Origin of the sequence: Vibrio sp. CCB-PB317 (genome assembly GCF_022808245.1) — a bacterium.
Classification (GTDB): domain Bacteria; phylum Pseudomonadota; class Gammaproteobacteria; order Enterobacterales; family Vibrionaceae; genus Vibrio; species Vibrio diabolicus.
On sequence record NZ_JALGNU010000001.1, the window covers coordinates 260,553 to 276,849 of the forward strand.

Sequence of the window (16,297 nt, forward strand, 5' to 3'; positions counted from 1 at the left end):
AATGGGCATAAAGCAGTATAGAAAAAGAATATGTCTAATTGTCGACAGTTTTGCAAAACAGACGAAGTAAAGTGGCGATATGAGAGGTAAGTAGAGTTGCTAGTTAATTATTATGTTTATCAATAACTTTGTGTGGGTTGTTCTATTATTTCAATAGGTTGAATCATTCATTCAATAGTTTAGGTAATAAAAAAGCGACGTTGATTTCGTCGCTTTTTTCAATTTTCGTGAATTAAATATTAAACAGCTTTTTGGCATTTTCAGTCGTTATGGCATCGATAGTTGCGACATCGACATCACGCAAGTCGGCAACACGTTGTGCAACGAGAGAAGTGTAGGCTGGTTCATTACGCTTACCACGGTGCGGTACTGGCGCTAAGTATGGACAATCGGTTTCTAAAATGACCCACTGCATATCCAAATGTGGAATGACTTTATCCATCCCGCCATTCTTAAAGGTCGATACGCCACCCAAGCCTAAGTGGAAGCCTAGCTCATTGATTGCTTGCGCTTCTTCTAAGCTGCCTCCAAAACAGTGGAATACACCACGCAGACGACCATCTTGCTCTTGTCTTAGCAAGGTGAGTGTTTCTTCAATCGAATCACGAGTGTGGATAACGACTGGTAAATCCATCTCTTTTGCCCAGTTTAGCTGAGTCACAAATGCCATCTCTTGCTCGGCGCGATAGGTTTTGTCCCAATACAGGTCGATACCAATTTCGCCCACCGCAATAAACTTGTGTTTCTCAAACCAGCCGCGGATGATTTCCAACGTTTGCTCAACGTTGTTATCCACATAGCAAGGGTGGAGTCCCATCATTGAGTGGCACACGTCAGGATATGCCGCTTCGGTTTGTAGCATGGGCTCAATAGAGTCCAGATCGATGTTTGGCAACAGGATCTTATTAATGCCTTGCGCTAAGGCGCGTTGTACTACTTCATCGCGGTCGTTATCAAATTCGCTGGCATAGATGTGCGCGTGGGTATCGATCATCGTTACTCTCTGTGCTTCATGATTGGTTTCGTATTCGAAGTATACTTGAGTGTGAGTGCTGGGTCATTTTCAGTTTTTTTCATTACCTTTTTCCAGATTGTCACTCGCAACATGCATCAAGAGTGATATGATTTTGTTCACCAGATGATTTGATCATCATAACCGTCCAGACAAGGAGAAAATGGTGTCTGTATCAATTCAAGGTCCATTCCCTGCACGCCGTATGCGTCGTTTACGTAAGCACGATTTTAGTCGTCGTTTGATGGCTGAGAACCAACTTTCTGTTAATGATCTGATTTACCCAATGTTCATCCTAATGGGTAAAGATCGTCGTGAGAGCGTGGAGTCCATGCCGGGTGTAGAGCGTTTGTCGATTGATTTAATGCTAGAAGAAGCGCAATACCTCGCAAATCTAGGCGTTCCAGCAATCGCGCTTTTCCCTGTCGTAAACCAAGACGCTAAAAGCTTATGTGCTACTGAAGCCTACAACCCAGAAGGTTTGGTCCAGCGAGCAGTACGTGCGCTTAAAGAACATATTCCTCAAATCGGTGTGATCACAGACGTGGCACTTGACCCATTCACGACGCACGGCCAAGACGGCATCATCGATGAAGATGGCTACGTAATGAATGATGAAACCACGGAAGTACTGGTTAAGCAGGCTTTGTCTCATGCAGAAGCGGGTGCTGACGTAGTCGCGCCTTCAGACATGATGGATGGCCGTATTGGTAAGATCCGCGAAGCATTAGAAAATGCGGGCTACATTCATACACAAATCATGGCTTACTCGGCTAAGTACGCGTCGAACTACTACGGACCATTCCGTGATGCTGTTGGCTCTTCTTCAAATCTAAAAGGCGGCAACAAGAAAAACTACCAAATGGACCCAGCAAACATTGACGAAGCGATTCACGAAGTGGCGCTAGACATCAATGAAGGTGCGGACATGGTGATGGTTAAACCTGGTATGCCATACTTAGATGTAGTTCGCCGAGTAAAAACTGAACTTCAAGTACCGACATTTGCTTATCAAGTATCTGGCGAGTACGCGATGCATAAAGCGGCGATCATGAATGGCTGGCTCAAAGAGCGCGAAATTGTGATGGAATCACTACTATGCTTCAAACGTGCAGGTGCTGACGGCATCTTAACGTACTTTGCGAAAGATGTGGCTGAGTGGTTGGCAGAAGAGAATGCACAAACTGCTCAACACCTAAATCGTACTCCGGAAGCGACTGAAGAGTAATTATCGCTCAGTGAGAAACACCAGACCAACAAGAGTTGTTCGTCTGTATATACCCAAGTAACCTCAGGCGGATTACAACAGTAACAATCCAAGGTGCTTGGGTATTTTTATTTTGGAGAAGAGAACAATGACAATGCTGATTCGTGAAGGCACATTGGAAGAAGCACTTCAAGTTGTGGCACGTGTTACCGAATTTTCGAAAGGAGAAACGGTAGACTCCATGACTCAACGTTTAGAAGAGAAAAACAGTTTAATCCTCGTTGCAGAAAAAAATGGCACGATTGTCGGCTTCAAAATAGGTTACGAATTAGAGGATGGTGTTTTCTATAGCTGGTTAGGTGGTGTCGTTCCTGAGGCTCGAAATGAAGGCGTGGCACAATTACTTTTGGAAGCACAAGAAGATTGGGCGGCTGAGCAAGGCTATAACACGTTAAAAGTGAAATCTCGAAATCAGTTTCCAGCTATGCTTCGATTGTTATTGAGAAATGGATATATCATTGAAAAATTTGAAGAAAAAATCAACCTTCGTGAATCTCGAGTTCATTTCATTAAAGCGATGTGAAAATAAATGAGATTTTTTCTCATTTAACTGTTGACTACGAAATGAGAATCATTATTATTAAACCTGTCTTAGGGAATGAGGAAGAGTTCACAAGGACGTTGAATGACTTATTAACAGAAGTTGATTAACTGAAAGTTGAGAAGTGATGAAACATTTTTCCGAGAACTTGCACGAATTCTTTTTGACACGACATTGCTCACATTGCTTCCAGTGTAATTTATAGCTTCTTGGTTAAGCTGCTCTATTTACAGAATTTGCTTTACCACTTCTGCTAGGCGACCCCATTCGGGTCGCTTTTTTCTTTTCTACGATTTCTATTTGACGTCACTATTCGTATTTTTTCCACACACGATGATCATTTAAGGATCGTTGAACTTCTCGCCGTTTTATAAAATAAACATTTAAAAACAATAACTTAACGTGCGTGTTTTTTGTGTTTTCTATCATTGGATAACCAGTGGATAATTTCTATAAACAGAGTTATCCACAGGGTGAGGTTATCTTCGTGAATAAAATCGAAAAATTTACGCGACCTAGATCGAGCGAACAAGATAGATTCGGATCAGCAGTCATGGCATCCTAGGCAGATCTCTCAAGTACTGAATTGGATACAGACAATTATGGCAAGTATTCCTGAAAATCCGTTGATCCTTATCGACGGCTCTTCTTACCTATATCGCGCTTTTCACGCCTACCCGGGCACCATGAGCAATGGTGAAATTCCAACTAATGCCGTTTACGGTGTCGTGAACATGTTACGCAGCATGATGCGTCAGTTTGCGTCTGAGCGCATCGCGGTGGTTTTCGATGCGAAGGGAAAAACCTTCCGTGATGATATGTATGCAGAATACAAAGCTAATCGTCCGCCAATGCCGGATGATCTGCGTTGCCAAATTGAACCATTGCACAATGTTATTCGCGCGATGGGTTTACCACTGATCTGTGTTCCTGGTGTCGAAGCGGATGACGTCATTGGTACGTTGGCGCATCAAGCATCACAAAAGGGCATGCCTGTATTGATCAGTACTGGTGATAAAGACATGGCGCAGTTGGTGGATGATAATATTACCCTGATCAACACCATGACGAACGTCGTGATGGATCGTGAAGGTGTGGTTGAAAAGTTTGGCATTCCACCTGAGTTAATCATCGACTACCTAGCGCTGATGGGCGATAAAGTAGATAACATCCCTGGTGTACCAGGCGTGGGTGACAAAACAGCGACCGCACTACTGCAAGGTATTGGCGGTCTGACTAAGCTGTATGAAAATCTCGATGACATTGCTGCGCTCGGTTTCCGTGGTTCTAAAACCATGGCGAAGAAGCTCATCGATAACAAAGAAAATGCCATGCTGTCGTACGAGCTCGCGACCATTAAATTGGATGTTGAACTTGAAGAAACGCCAGAGTCACTGCTGAAAGCGGAACCAAATAAAGACGAACTAGTGAAGTTGTATGGTCAACTGACGTTTAAATCTTGGTTGAACGAGCTACTTGAAGGTGGTTCTGGGTCGGTAGAAGCTGTTGAGCTTGCTGGCTCTGCTCAAGCCTCTGCTTCTCATGCCGAGATGGAAACTTCCGCAGTGACAATCGACCGCAGCCAATATGAAACGATTCTGGATGAAGAAACCTTCAATGCGTGGCTAGACAAACTTCAAACGGCCGAGTTGTTTGCGTTTGATACGGAAACCGACAACCTAGATTACATGCTAGCGAACCTAGTTGGTTTGTCATTCGCTGTCGATGAAGGTATTGCCGCTTATGTGCCTGTTGCACATGACTACCTAGATGCACCTGAACAGCTTGATCGTGATTGGGTTCTAGAACAGCTTAAGCCAATTCTTGAAGATGCAGCGAAAGCAAAAGTTGGTCAAAACTTAAAGTATGATGCGTCTGTATTGGCTCGTTATGACATTGAGCTAAAAGGTATCAAGCACGACACGATGTTGGAATCGTACATTTACAACAGTGTCGGCGGTAAACACGATATGGACAGCTTGGCGCTTCGCTTCCTACAACATAGTTGCATTTCTTTTGAGCAAATTGCAGGTAAAGGCAAAAATCAGCTTACGTTTAACCAAATCGAGTTGGAACAAGCATCGCCATACGCGGCAGAAGATGCGGATGTGACCCTTCGTCTGCACAATCGCTTGTTTGCGAATATCGAGCAGGATGAAAGCCTGAAGACAGTGTACGAAGAGATTGAAATGCCGTTGGTGCCAGTTCTTTCGCGCATTGAACGCACCGGGGTCTTTATTGACGAAATGAAGCTGAGTGCGCAGTCGGTCGAGATTACCGCTCGCCTTGATGAGCTTGAAAAGAAAGCGTATGAAATTGCAGAGCAAGAGTTCAACATGAACTCGCCAAAGCAATTACAAGCCATCCTATTTGAAAAAATGGGTTTACCGGTGGTGAAGAAAACGCCATCAGGTACACCATCGACGAATGAAGAAGTTCTGCAAGAACTCGCGCTAGATTACCCACTGCCAAAATTGATTTTGGAATATCGCGGTTTGGCGAAGCTTAAATCGACGTACACGGATAAGCTGCCGAAGATGATCAACCCAACAACAGGGCGTGTGCATACTTCTTACCATCAAGCAGTAACCGCAACAGGTCGTCTATCTTCTACCGATCCGAACTTACAAAACATTCCAATTCGTAACGAAGCCGGCCGTCGTATTCGCCAAGCGTTTGTCGCACCATCTGGGCATAAGATCTTAGCGGTCGACTACTCGCAAATCGAACTGCGCATCATGGCGCACCTTTCTGGCGACCAAGCGTTATTAGATGCCTTCCGTGATGGTAAAGACATTCACGCGGCAACTGCGGCAGAAATTATGGGTCTGGATATTGAACAAGTATCGAGCGAGCAGCGTCGTCGTGCTAAAGCCGTTAACTTCGGGCTTATCTATGGCATGAGTGCATTTGGTTTGGCGAAGCAGCTTGGTATCCCTCGCGGCGAAGCACAAGCCTACATGGATAAATACTTTGAGCGTTACCCTGGCGTTATGCAGTACATGGAAGACACGCGCAGCACGGCTGCAGATAAGGGCTATGTCGAAACGATTTTTGGTCGACGTTTGCATTTACCAGAAATCAAATCGCGCAACGGGATGCGTCGTAAAGCTGCTGAACGTGCGGCAATCAACGCACCGATGCAAGGTACGGCTGCGGACATCATTAAGAAAGCGATGCTGTTGGTTGATCAGTGGATTCAGGAAGAAGGCAATGGCCGTGTGAAGTTGTTAATGCAAGTACACGATGAATTGGTCTTTGAAGTTGAAGAGTCATCATTGTCCGAAATTGAAAGTAAAGTACAGAAATTGATGGAATCTGCAGCAGAGCTAAAAGTACCGTTGGTTGCAGAAGCAGGGCACGGTGACAACTGGGATCAAGCTCATTAGTCACTTTTAGACCAAAATAACCCATTAATTATGAGCCAGCGCACAAACGCTGGCTTTTTTTTGCGATTAAAAAAGCTAGCGCAAAGTTAACTTTGATGTTGCTTAATAAAAATTTCATGAAAAAAAACTACAAAAATTCTTTGCAATTCTGACCAATTGTTGTACATTAATACTCGTAGGGTACAGAGGTAAGATGTTCTATCTTTCAGACCTTTTGTTTCACGTTATTGGATTAGGCTGATTCAGCCGCCCCAGTCAGCTTTTGACTGGGGCGTTTTTTATTGGGCGAAAGAAAATTTTTCTTTTTGTTCAATGTGTTGGGTTGGTAACGACTTGTCTTTATATTTCTCCCACCTTTAACCTATTGTCTACACTCCAATTTTCTTCAAAAACTCGCAAACTATTCAGTCTGTAAATTTATGCCAATCACACTATGATTTTTTCTTGAAGGAAACTAAGTTGACGGGAAAATGGGTAGGTTTCTGTCTAACTTGTTGAATTGTATTTTCTTTATTGGCTATGGTTGTGAGTTGATTAAGCGAAAGCTAAAGTTAGGCGGCTTTTTAAGCTATTGAAATCATCCGATAGTTCAGCAATGCTTCGTCACATAACAATAATTACCAATTTTTCTCTCCCGTTATCCCTGCCAGGAAGGTGGGGATTTTTATTGCCTGTTATTTAGCTCAGATAAACAAAAGCCCCACCAAATGGTAGGGCCGTATCGAAAAGATTTAACAAATATTGTTAATTATTCTTCGTCGCTTGCTGGGGTATCCAGTTCGCCTTCTTCTATCAGGTGTGCGAGCGCCGGTGCAAACCAGGTATCCAGTTTTGCGCGCAGCTGATCAACGCCTAACCCTTTAAGGGAAGAGAACACATCAACGGAAACGTCGCCACCGAAAGTTTCCACTTGTTTGCGAACTTTCAGCAGGGTTTGTTTGCGTGCGCCACTTTTTAGTTTATCTGCTTTGGTTAGCAAAACTTGCACAGGAATGTGGCTATCGATGGCCCAGAAAATCATTTGCTGGTCGAGATCTTTCATTGGATGACGAATGTCCATCAGAACCACTAAGCCTTTTAGGCACTCGCGTTTCTGTAGGTATTCACCTAAAGATTTCTGCCATTTGTTTTTCATCTCTACCGGTACTTGAGCAAAACCGTATCCAGGTAGATCGACAATGTGACAACCTTCTTCTACTTTGAAAAGGTTGATTAATTGCGTACGACCAGGTGTCTTTGATGTCTTGGCTAAGCTTTTTTGATTAGTTAGACGGTTAAGTGCACTCGATTTACCAGCGTTTGAGCGTCCTGCAAACGCAATTTCGACACCTTCGTCTTCCGGTAGGTGACGAATATCGGGTGCGCTGGTGATGAAATGCGTATTTTGGTAATGAATTTTTACGCTCACTGTTAACTCCATCTCGACTTTGTGTAGTCGATTGATTACTTTTTTGTGAAAATGTGTAAAATAACCGTGCTCGGCATAAGGTCGCCTATTGTACCATGAGTGTACGCGGTATGTTCACATTCCGTGGTACTGGAAGCTTGATAATTATAATGGAATGTCATGAAGAAATTAGCGCTAATTTTGAGTCTTTTAGCCAGTTGCTCAGTATGGGCCCAAGGTAATATTGAGGCTGGTAAAGCAAAATCACAAACCTGTGTCGCCTGTCACGGAGCAGATGGCAACAGTGCAATAACAACGTACCCGAAACTCGCAGGCCAACACGCTAAGTATCTTGAGAAGCAGTTAAAAGAACTTAAGCTAGGCATGACAAGTGGTGGTAAACAAGGTCGTTACGATCCTGTAATGAGTGGTATGGCAATGCCACTGAGCGATGAAGATATCGCAGACCTATCTGCTTACTACGCTTCGCTACCAGTTTCAGAAAACTCAACACCTGAAGATGTGGTAGCAAAAGGCAAAACGCTTTATACCGCTGGTGATGCCGAGCGTGGCCTAACCGCATGTATTGCATGTCATGGTCCTCGTGGCAATGGTACTGAGCTTTCAGGTTTCCCGAAAATTTCTGGTCAGCATGCTGACTACATCAAAGCTCAGCTAGAAAAATTCCGTGATGGCGACCGTGGTAATGATATGAATGCCATGATGCGCGACATCGCGAAGAAAATGACAGACGAAGATATCGAAGTGCTGTCTAAATACGTTGGCGGTCTGCACTAATATACCTAAATCGCTCAAGATCCTGCATCTTGAGTTTATTGGGTAGATGTCCCTACATCGTTCGAGCAACTTATACAAAAATGCCCTAGTGAATTCGCTAGGGCATTTTTGTTCGTGACAAATATCACAGTCGACTTTGAGTTCGAAAGCGATAGTTAGCTCGGCAGTTTGTGAGACATTTGCCATACTTGATGTTGGCTTTTTCTTGTTGGTGTTTTTAAGTTTTTGATTAAATGATAATTTTGATGTTTTAGAAAAATAGGCGGATTATTTTTTCAACCCATTACTTGTGAGCACCGCGGGATGGCGTAAAGTAGAAGTTGTTCACAGGGGGTGAATGTAAGGATTTAAGACCACGGTTTAGGTCTCCAAGGATGTAGCTCGGATGCTTGGTGATTTAGAAAGGGATTTAGATAGGTAGGGAGCCTATCTGATAAGGATGGTCATCTCGTCTGACGGTTAAGACAGTGAAACGGATCAGGCACAGGAAGTTGCTCAGTAGACAGGAAGTAAACGGATAGCCAAAACTCATCAGGAAGATGAAAAACAACTCTTTTTGGCAGGGAAAGCTCGAAAAACAAAGGGAACATTGATGCACCAAATGCGTGCAACACAGTTTCGCCAATTGATGGCACTTAGAAAGCGACAGTCTGACTGTCGCTTTTTTTATATTCTTTTCCCTTGGTAAGTCGCAATCTGAATTACGATTACTGCACTTATTTACTTCGATGGGTTGTAAACAAAGTTTTTTAACAAAAATTGCTGAAAAAATGCTCAGTAACACTCCAATCTGAGTTCACTTTCTGGTATGTTTCGCATCCCTGTTTGAGGAAGTCAGCATGCATACCTGTCCTTTATGCCAAAATCAGCGTACTCACCACTATTTTGAAGATAAGCGACGTGAATATCTTCAATGTGAGCAGTGCAGTTTGGTGTTTGTGAATCCAGACCAACGTTTGGATGCGGAAACCGAAAAAGCTCACTATGATTTGCATGAGAACAACCCTGAAGATTTAGGTTACCGAGGCTTTTTGTCGCGTATTGCTGACCCGATCACAGAGCGAATTTCTCCACAATCAAATGGTATCGACTTTGGTTGTGGTCCTGGCCCAACGCTCTCCTTAATGCTGGAAGAGGCGGGGCACAACATGGCGTTGTACGACCTCTACTACCACCCTGATACGTCGGTTTTAGAAAAAACGTATGACTTCATGACAGCAACAGAGGTGATAGAGCACCTCTACCACCCAGATTTGGTGTGGAAGCAATGGTTGAATTTAGTTAAGCCAGGGGGCTGGATAGGCCTGATGACGAAAATGGTCATCGACGTGGAGGCTTTCAAATCATGGCATTATAAGAACGATCTCACTCATGTAGTGTTCTTTAGTCGTGACACGTTCCAGTTCCTAGCAGAGCGGGATAAGCTCGAACTCGAATTTATTGGTAATGATGTAATTTTACTGAGGAAACCCCAGTAATGAGCCGTAGTAAAAAATCTAGAAAGCCAGGTGCCGCTGGCGCACCTGAGTTTGTTGTAACTCGTAACCGTACAGAATCTGATGTGGAAGGCCGCCTACGCAAGCGTGCTAAAAAGCGCAAAGGCTTGAAAACGGGTAACCGTAACTCAGAGGTTAACGAGCAGAAAAAGCAAGCTGCTGCACAAAACCGCGACCCGCGTTTAGGCAGTAAAAAGAAAATTCCTCTGGTTGTTGAGCCTGCGAGGAAAATGACGAAGCAAGAGCGTCGTTTGTCGGCAGAGCAAGAACTAGAGATGCTAGAAAATGATGCGCAATTGAACGTGTTGCTAGACCGTATTGAAGCGGGTGAAAACCTAGGCACAGGTCTACAGAAATACGTCGATGAGAAGCTCGACCGCATTGAGAAGCTAATGGACCAACTAGGTTTGTTGGAACCTGAAGAAGAGGAAGACTTCACTGCTCCTGCTGAGAAAAGCACGCGCAATGATGATGACTTGCTGGCAGATTTCGACGACATTAACTTCGACGACTACAAAGGATAATTAAGCTATGAATGTAACCTTATTAGCTATTGCTGGTGTTGTGATTATCATCGCACTTGCTTCTTATGCAGGTTACCTTCTGCTTCAATTGAAAAAGCAAAAGGAATTGCAGCTAAAGCATCAAAAATTGGCGATAGATAAACGTAACGCCAACATTTTTGAGAATGTGCATACCTTGTGTCAGGCGGGTATTCAAGGCCAATGCGATTTATCTGAAATCAGTATTCGTGTGTATAACATCATGGATTATGTACAAGGTGAAGACCGTGTCGATTTTGATAAAACGTACCCAGCAATTTCTGAGCTTTACCATATCGTGAAAGATATGGCGCGTGGTGAAGAACGCCAACAACTTGCCAAGAAAGAGCGTATGCAACAGAACTTGACGCGTCATAAAGCGGAAAGCCGCCTCACTGATGCGATCATTGAAGAGCTCAAAGTGTTGCAGAAAAACGTCCAGCCACTGAATAATCAAATCAATATTCAGATGATTTAATAGTTACCCCCAATGGTTTCCTTATGACTGCTGGGGGTATCGTGATCACGCTAGCACTTCTTTAGTTTTATAATTAAAAAGCCAGTCGGCGTTGCCACGCTTGTCATCGTCGTATGGCAAAATAGCGGCTCTGAATATCGGGTGACGGCTTTCGTTGCCCTAGCATTTAACGGAAAGTACCACCATGTCGAATCAACACACTGAATCGAAGCAGCAAATCGTCTGGGATCAAGCGGTATTGGATAAGTACAACTATTCCGGTCCTCGCTACACGTCGTACCCAACGGCGCTGGAGTTCCATGAAGCGTTCACCATTTCTGATTATGATATGGCATGCACTCAGTACCCAGACCGCCCATTATCGCTGTACGTACACATTCCGTTCTGTCACAAGCTTTGTTACTACTGTGGTTGTAATAAAGTCATCACGCGCCACTCGCACAAAGCGGACGAATACCTCGATGTGCTTGAGCATGAGATTCGTCAACGTGCAGCCTTATTGGTGGGCAGAACGGTAACGCAATTGCACTTTGGTGGTGGTACGCCAACGTTCCTTTCTGAAAAGCAAATTACACGCGTAATGAGCCTGTTGCGCCAAGAGTTTACCTTTAGCAGTGATGCTGAAATCAGTATCGAAGTTGACCCGCGTGAAATTCAGATCACCATGCTGGATCACCTGCGTAGTGAAGGCTTTAACCGCTTGAGCATCGGTGTTCAGGACTTCAACAAAGAAGTGCAAAAACTGGTGAACCGTGAGCAAGATGAAGAGTTCATCTTTGCGATGGTTGCGCGCGCAAAAGAGTTGGGTTTCCGTTCGACAAACCTAGATTTGATCTACGGCTTGCCAAAGCAAACCAAAGCCTCTTTTGCCAAGACGTTAGAACAAGTACTGGAAATGCAGCCGGGCCGTCTGTCCGTGTTTAACTACGCGCACATGCCACAGCTATTTGCAGCGCAGCGTAAGATTAAAGACGAAGATCTGCCTAAAGCAGAAGAGAAGATGGCGATTCTGCAAGACACCATCGCGACACTGACTGGTGCTGGCTACCAGTTCATCGGTATGGACCATTTTGCATTGCCTGATGACGAACTTGCCGTTGCTCAGCGCGAAGGTATTTTGCATCGCAACTTCCAAGGCTACACCACACAAGGTGAATGTGATTTGGTTGGCTTTGGTGTCTCTGCAATCTCGATGATCGGCGATGCATACGCGCAAAACCAGAAAGAGCTGAAGAAATACTACGCTCAAGTCAACGAACTTCGCCACGCACTGTGGAAAGGGGTCTCGCTGGACTCTGATGATTTGCTACGTCGCGAAGTGATCAAGCAGCTGATTTGTAATTTTAAACTAGACAAGAAAGCGATCGAGTCTGAGTTTAAAGTGAAGTTTGATCAGTACTTTAAAGAAGACTTGCAGCTACTTCAGACCTTCATCAACGATGAGCTGGTGGAAGTGGATGACAATGAAATTCGTGTGACGCTGCGAGGTCGTTTGCTGATCCGTAATATTTGTATGAGCTTCGATAAGTACCTGCGAGCGAAGGCGCGTCAGCAACAATTCTCTCGTGTTATCTAATCATAGACGCCGATTCAAGATATAAAAAAATGCCAGCAGATGCTGGCATTTTTTTATGTTTTCGCTGGATTTAAGCGCGATCTTTTACTTTTGCTTTCAGTTCCGCTTTTTCTGCTTCTGAAAGGAATGCAATCTCAAGACCATTGATTTGTGCTTGGCGAATCTGGTCTTGGCTCAGACCAGCTGCTGGTGCCGCTACTTCGTATTCGTATGGCAGCTCGATACCTTCAACCGCTGGGTCGTCAGTGTTCAGACACGCAAGAACGCCATGCTCTAGGAACTGTTTGAGAGGGTGGTTTTCTAACGTTTCTACCGTGCTTGTTTGATAGTTTGATGTTAGGCAAGACTCAATACCAATGCGGTTTTCTGCTAGGTAATCCATCAGTTTTGGATCGTGGATCGCTTTTACGCCGTGACCGATACGAGTTGCGCCTAGCTCATTGATTGCTTGCCACATGCTCTCTGCACCTGCTGCTTCACCAGCGTGAACCGTTACCCCAAGGCCAGCATCTCGTACTTGCTTGAAGTGAGAAACAAAGCGATCCCCCGGTTGGCCCAGTTCGTCACCCGCCAAGTCGACGGCAACGATGTGATCTTTTTGGCTCAGAATGCCGTCCAGTTCTTGTTGGCATGCGTCGGTGCCAAATGTGCGACTCATTATGCCGATCAGGTTGGCTTTCACGCCAAAATCGCGCATACCCGCTTGCACACCGTCCACGACTGCTTCAACAACACCCGCTACTGGTAACTTGTGTTTCATTGCCATGTAGTATGGTGAGAAACGCAGTTCAGCATAATCGATTTGAGCGTTTAGTGCGTCTTCCACGTTTTCGTACGCCACACGACGACACGCATCTAGGTCGCCCAGTACCGCAACACCCCAGTCGAGCTTAGAAAGGAAAGCTACAAGAGAGGGTTCCGCTTCGACAATTTGAACGTGAGGAGTTAGAGACTCAATATCGTACGCTGGCAGAGCAATACCAAATTTTTGGCCAAGCTCAAGAATCGTTTTAGTACGAATGTTACCGTCAAGGTGGCGGTGCAAATCAGTAAGAGGAAGGTTCTTCGTTATCATTATGTCGATCCGGATAGTTATGAACTGGAACAGGGCCCAAACATCATCTGTGACAATACATGGGTAAGATTTGCAGTTAAGTATAAATAACAGTTAGGTAGATTGTCAGTAGAGGATGACTAGGAAATCAACGATTCTCGCTCTTTTCTACTTCATGTTAACCAAATGTGTTGGCCACTCTTCTAGCGGCATTGGACGGCTGTAATAGAAGCCTTGCACTTGGTTGCAGCCTAAAGAGCGCAGTAATTGTGCTTGATTGCTATCCTCTACGCCTTCTGCGACGACATTGGTTTTGAGGCCCGCGGTGATATTGATGACCGCAGCAACGACCGAACTGTCTAAGTTTTCTTGCGTGAGTTGATTGATGAAGGTGCGATCAATCTTCAAACAAGTAAATGGCAGTGAGTGAAGATAACCCAGTGATGAGTAACCGGTACCGAAATCATCGATCGCGATACCAATCCCCATATCACGCAGTTTGGTCATATTTTCCAGTGTGGTTGGTGCGCTATCAATAATGCGCGACTCGGTGATCTCCAGTGTTAGGTTACTGGCGGGTAATTTTGTGATATCCAACACGTTGGTCACTGTATCGACAAAATCAGGGCAGGACAGTTGATTAACGGAGATGTTCACATGCAGTTGGAAGTCTGATGGCCACTGATTACTTTGAATGGCTTGGTATGTATCGCGGCAAGCTTGTAACAGAATTTGTTGGCCAATGGCTTTGATCATGCCGCTTTCTTCTGCGATTGGAATAAAATCTAATGGTGACACCATTCCTGAGTCACTGTGCCAGCGCGCCAGCGCTTCTGCGCCACACACATTACCACTAGCGAGATCCACAATAGGTTGATAATGAGGGATAAACTCTCGGTTTTCGATGCCAGTTTGAATCTTAGTCAGCATTTGGGTGCGGAACTTTGAAGCGCTTGCCAGTTCAGGGCTGTAATGACAGACACCGGTCAGTGAATCTTGCTTGGCGTAGCTTAATGCGATGCTGGCGTTGCGAAGCCACAGCGGCATGGTTTCATTTGGTTGGGTTTGCACAATGCCAAGTGAAATCTTCATCACTACATTCTCACCTTCCACCATAAATGGGGTGGAAAAGAGTTGCTGTAATCGACGCTCGGTTTGTTTAACTTTGGCTTCAGTATCGGCGTTTGAGAGAAACACTGCGAACTCATCACCACCAATCCGAGCCAGTAACGCGTTATCACTAAACTCTTGTTTTAGCCTTTCTGCGATGCTGACCAACAGTTGATCACCGTTATGATGACCCACACTGTCGTTGATATCTCTAAATTTGTTGATACCAAGTAAAAATAAACTGCCGTGGCACAGGTGAGATTGGTTCTCACAGATTTCGACCAAGCCCTGACGACTGTATAAGCGTGTCAGAGAGTCATAAACCAACTGTTCACGCAACGCTTTAAATGAGGCTCTGAGGTTACTCGTCATCTCATTAAAGGCATGCACAAGTACCGTTGTCTCATACACATAACCAGGTTTTGGCATACTGCTGTCCCAATCGCCATTCGCAAGGTGTTGGGCGGCGTCAGCCGTCGCGTTAATCGGTCTGGTGACTCGGTTGAAAATGATCCAACTGATGGCGATACCAAATAGGCTGACGATAAACCCGACTAGCCAACTCTTTTGTTGGCTTTTCGGCAATGTACCCAGCAACTCGGATTCAGATATAGAGGTGCCAATAAACCATGTTAAACCGTTTTGATCTCGGTATGGGGTTAGTCGGCTGAAAATACGTTGGCCGTCATGCTCAAATGAAAAGGTGTAAGGTTGCTTAGTATTGTTGAGATCAAACGACCGAACGCGGCTCGCACTGATTTTGATGATCGGATCTGCGTTTTCAGCCGCAAACAAACGCTGCCCTTTATCAGAAAACTTTGTGCCCCATGAGATGACGCTTCCCGGGCCTGAGTGAGCGATTAAACGATGATCTGGGTCCATGATGTAGACCGAAGCTTTGGTGTTGTATTTTAACTCGCGCAGAAATTCGTTGAATGTATTGATACGAATGTCTGTCACCAAAACGCCAGCAAATTGGTCGTGTTTATACACCGGTGTCATGGCTGACAGCGTAATATCCTGGCGTTCATCGGCATTCGTATAAATCTCAGACCACATCGAGGTTTGAGTCTCAGCGACGGGCGTATACCATGGGCGAGTGCGAGGATCGTATGGAGAGATAACCGTTCGAATGCTATTACTCACATGGTTGGTGCCATAAATAATCAGATCACCATCGGTATATCGATCTTGAACCATTAAGGTGTAATCGTCGGAAAGCTCGCGGCGGAACCCGGCAAAGTCACCGCTTTCTGAACCAAATGCGATGACATCCAACTGCGGTATCGATTGGTAAAGGTTTTTGAATGCACTCAGCAGGTAGCTTTGAATATCTGAGGTGTCGTGAGGGTGATAAAGGTTGTGATAGCTGACGTTATGCGCGAGAGCCATAACCGCAGTAAACGGCTTGCGCAGATAGCTATTAAGGTGGTCGTGGACACTTTCGGTTAACACGGAAAGTTGTTTGTCGCTGATATCTGTGACCACTTCTTCGTAGCTTTGCTTTTGGACGTAGACAATGACACCGATCGCCAGTAAGAAGATCATGACAAATGGAATGAGAACAGCGGTACGCAGTGTAATTTGAGTCGTAGCAGTAGACATTGCCTAATCACATAGATGGTGGTGCGCCATAATTGTACTGAT

Annotated in this window: 12 protein-coding genes; 8 read left to right on the forward strand and 4 right to left on the reverse strand. The window is 44.8% G+C overall.

The features are described 5' to 3' along the window. Nucleotides 1-232: 232 nt before the first annotated feature. A complete protein-coding gene (locus MTR11_RS01280; RefSeq protein ID WP_006741775.1) occupies nt 233-994 on the reverse strand; it encodes a TatD family hydrolase in 762 nt (253 codons plus the stop codon). 184 nt (nt 995-1,178) lie between these two features. Between MTR11_RS01280 and hemB the strand changes: the two genes are divergently transcribed. The 3 genes from hemB (at nt 1,179) to polA (ending at nt 6,209) form a co-directional block, all read left to right on the forward strand. Next, nucleotides 1,179-2,240 (forward strand): porphobilinogen synthase, encoded by a 1,062-nt coding sequence (gene hemB / locus MTR11_RS01285; protein ID WP_031777176.1) that lies wholly within the window; start codon nt 1,179-1,181, stop codon nt 2,238-2,240. Between the two features lie 127 nt (nt 2,241-2,367). Beyond that, a complete protein-coding gene (locus tag MTR11_RS01290; protein ID WP_012841227.1) occupies nt 2,368-2,802 on the forward strand; it encodes a GNAT family N-acetyltransferase in 435 nt (144 codons plus the stop codon). Nucleotides 2,803-3,422: 620 nt separating this feature from the next. Next, nucleotides 3,423-6,209 (forward strand): DNA polymerase I, encoded by a 2,787-nt coding sequence (gene polA / locus MTR11_RS01295; protein WP_006741776.1) that lies wholly within the window; start codon nt 3,423-3,425, stop codon nt 6,207-6,209. A gap of 748 nt (nt 6,210-6,957) precedes the next feature. On the opposite strand, the gene yihA is transcribed toward polA, so the two are convergent. Then, on the reverse strand, nt 6,958-7,617 hold the full coding sequence (gene yihA, locus MTR11_RS01300; protein WP_005394452.1) for a ribosome biogenesis GTP-binding protein YihA/YsxC: 660 nt from the start codon (nt 7,615-7,617) through the stop codon (nt 6,958-6,960). Between the two features lie 159 nt (nt 7,618-7,776). Between yihA and MTR11_RS01305 the strand changes: the two genes are divergently transcribed. The 5 genes from MTR11_RS01305 (at nt 7,777) to hemN (ending at nt 12,486) form a co-directional block, all read left to right on the forward strand. Continuing rightward, the gene (locus MTR11_RS01305) at nt 7,777-8,394 is read left to right on the forward strand and encodes a c-type cytochrome (protein WP_005379248.1); all 618 of its coding nucleotides are present in this window, start codon (nt 7,777-7,779) and stop codon (nt 8,392-8,394) included. Between the two features lie 839 nt (nt 8,395-9,233). Then, complete coding sequence (locus tag MTR11_RS01310; protein ID WP_170902479.1) at nt 9,234-9,872, forward strand: class I SAM-dependent methyltransferase; 639 nt, start codon at nt 9,234-9,236, stop codon at nt 9,870-9,872. Next, nucleotides 9,872-10,414 (forward strand): Der GTPase-activating protein YihI, encoded by a 543-nt coding sequence (gene yihI / locus MTR11_RS01315; protein ID WP_109168672.1) that lies wholly within the window; start codon nt 9,872-9,874, stop codon nt 10,412-10,414. The genes MTR11_RS01310 and yihI overlap by 1 nt, the downstream gene beginning before the upstream one ends. Nucleotides 10,415-10,421: 7 nt before the next feature. Next, nucleotides 10,422-10,910 carry a DUF2489 domain-containing protein gene (locus tag MTR11_RS01320; RefSeq protein ID WP_005379254.1) on the forward strand — a complete coding sequence of 163 codons (489 nt, stop codon included), beginning with the start codon at nt 10,422-10,424 and terminating at the stop codon, nt 10,908-10,910. Between the two features lie 184 nt (nt 10,911-11,094). Beyond that, nucleotides 11,095-12,486, forward strand: a complete 1,392-nt coding sequence (gene hemN, locus MTR11_RS01325) for an oxygen-independent coproporphyrinogen III oxidase (protein WP_005394456.1) — start codon at nt 11,095-11,097, stop codon at nt 12,484-12,486. Between the two features lie 70 nt (nt 12,487-12,556). On the opposite strand, the gene add is transcribed toward hemN, so the two are convergent. Both add and MTR11_RS01335 read right to left on the reverse strand, forming a co-directional pair. Beyond that, on the reverse strand, nt 12,557-13,561 hold the full coding sequence (gene add, locus MTR11_RS01330) for an adenosine deaminase (RefSeq protein WP_005395038.1): 1,005 nt from the start codon (nt 13,559-13,561) through the stop codon (nt 12,557-12,559). Nucleotides 13,562-13,708: 147 nt separating this feature from the next. Continuing rightward, nucleotides 13,709-16,255 carry an EAL domain-containing protein gene (locus tag MTR11_RS01335; protein ID WP_243326910.1) on the reverse strand — a complete coding sequence of 849 codons (2,547 nt, stop codon included), beginning with the start codon at nt 16,253-16,255 and terminating at the stop codon, nt 13,709-13,711. Nucleotides 16,256-16,297: the final 42 nt, after the last annotated feature.

Bases quoted from the DNA above. Each gene is read 5' to 3' on its own strand.
- MTR11_RS01305 (WP_005379248.1), top strand. From the start codon at position 7,777: ATGAAGAAATTAGCGCTAATTTTGAGTCTTTTAGCCAGTTGCTCAGTA.
- MTR11_RS01290 (WP_012841227.1), top strand. From the start codon at position 2,368: ATGACAATGCTGATTCGTGAAGGCACATTGGAAGAAGCACTTCAAGTT.
- hemN (WP_005394456.1), top strand. From the start codon at position 11,095: ATGTCGAATCAACACACTGAATCGAAGCAGCAAATCGTCTGGGATCAA.
- MTR11_RS01280 (WP_006741775.1), bottom strand. From the start codon at position 994: ATGATCGATACCCACGCGCACATCTATGCCAGCGAATTTGATAACGAC.
- MTR11_RS01320 (WP_005379254.1), top strand. From the start codon at position 10,422: ATGAATGTAACCTTATTAGCTATTGCTGGTGTTGTGATTATCATCGCA.
- yihI (WP_109168672.1), top strand. From the start codon at position 9,872: ATGAGCCGTAGTAAAAAATCTAGAAAGCCAGGTGCCGCTGGCGCACCT.
- MTR11_RS01310 (WP_170902479.1), top strand. From the start codon at position 9,234: ATGCATACCTGTCCTTTATGCCAAAATCAGCGTACTCACCACTATTTT.
- MTR11_RS01335 (WP_243326910.1), bottom strand. From the start codon at position 16,255: ATGTCTACTGCTACGACTCAAATTACACTGCGTACCGCTGTTCTCATT.
- polA (WP_006741776.1), top strand. From the start codon at position 3,423: ATGGCAAGTATTCCTGAAAATCCGTTGATCCTTATCGACGGCTCTTCT.
- add (WP_005395038.1), bottom strand. From the start codon at position 13,561: ATGATAACGAAGAACCTTCCTCTTACTGATTTGCACCGCCACCTTGAC.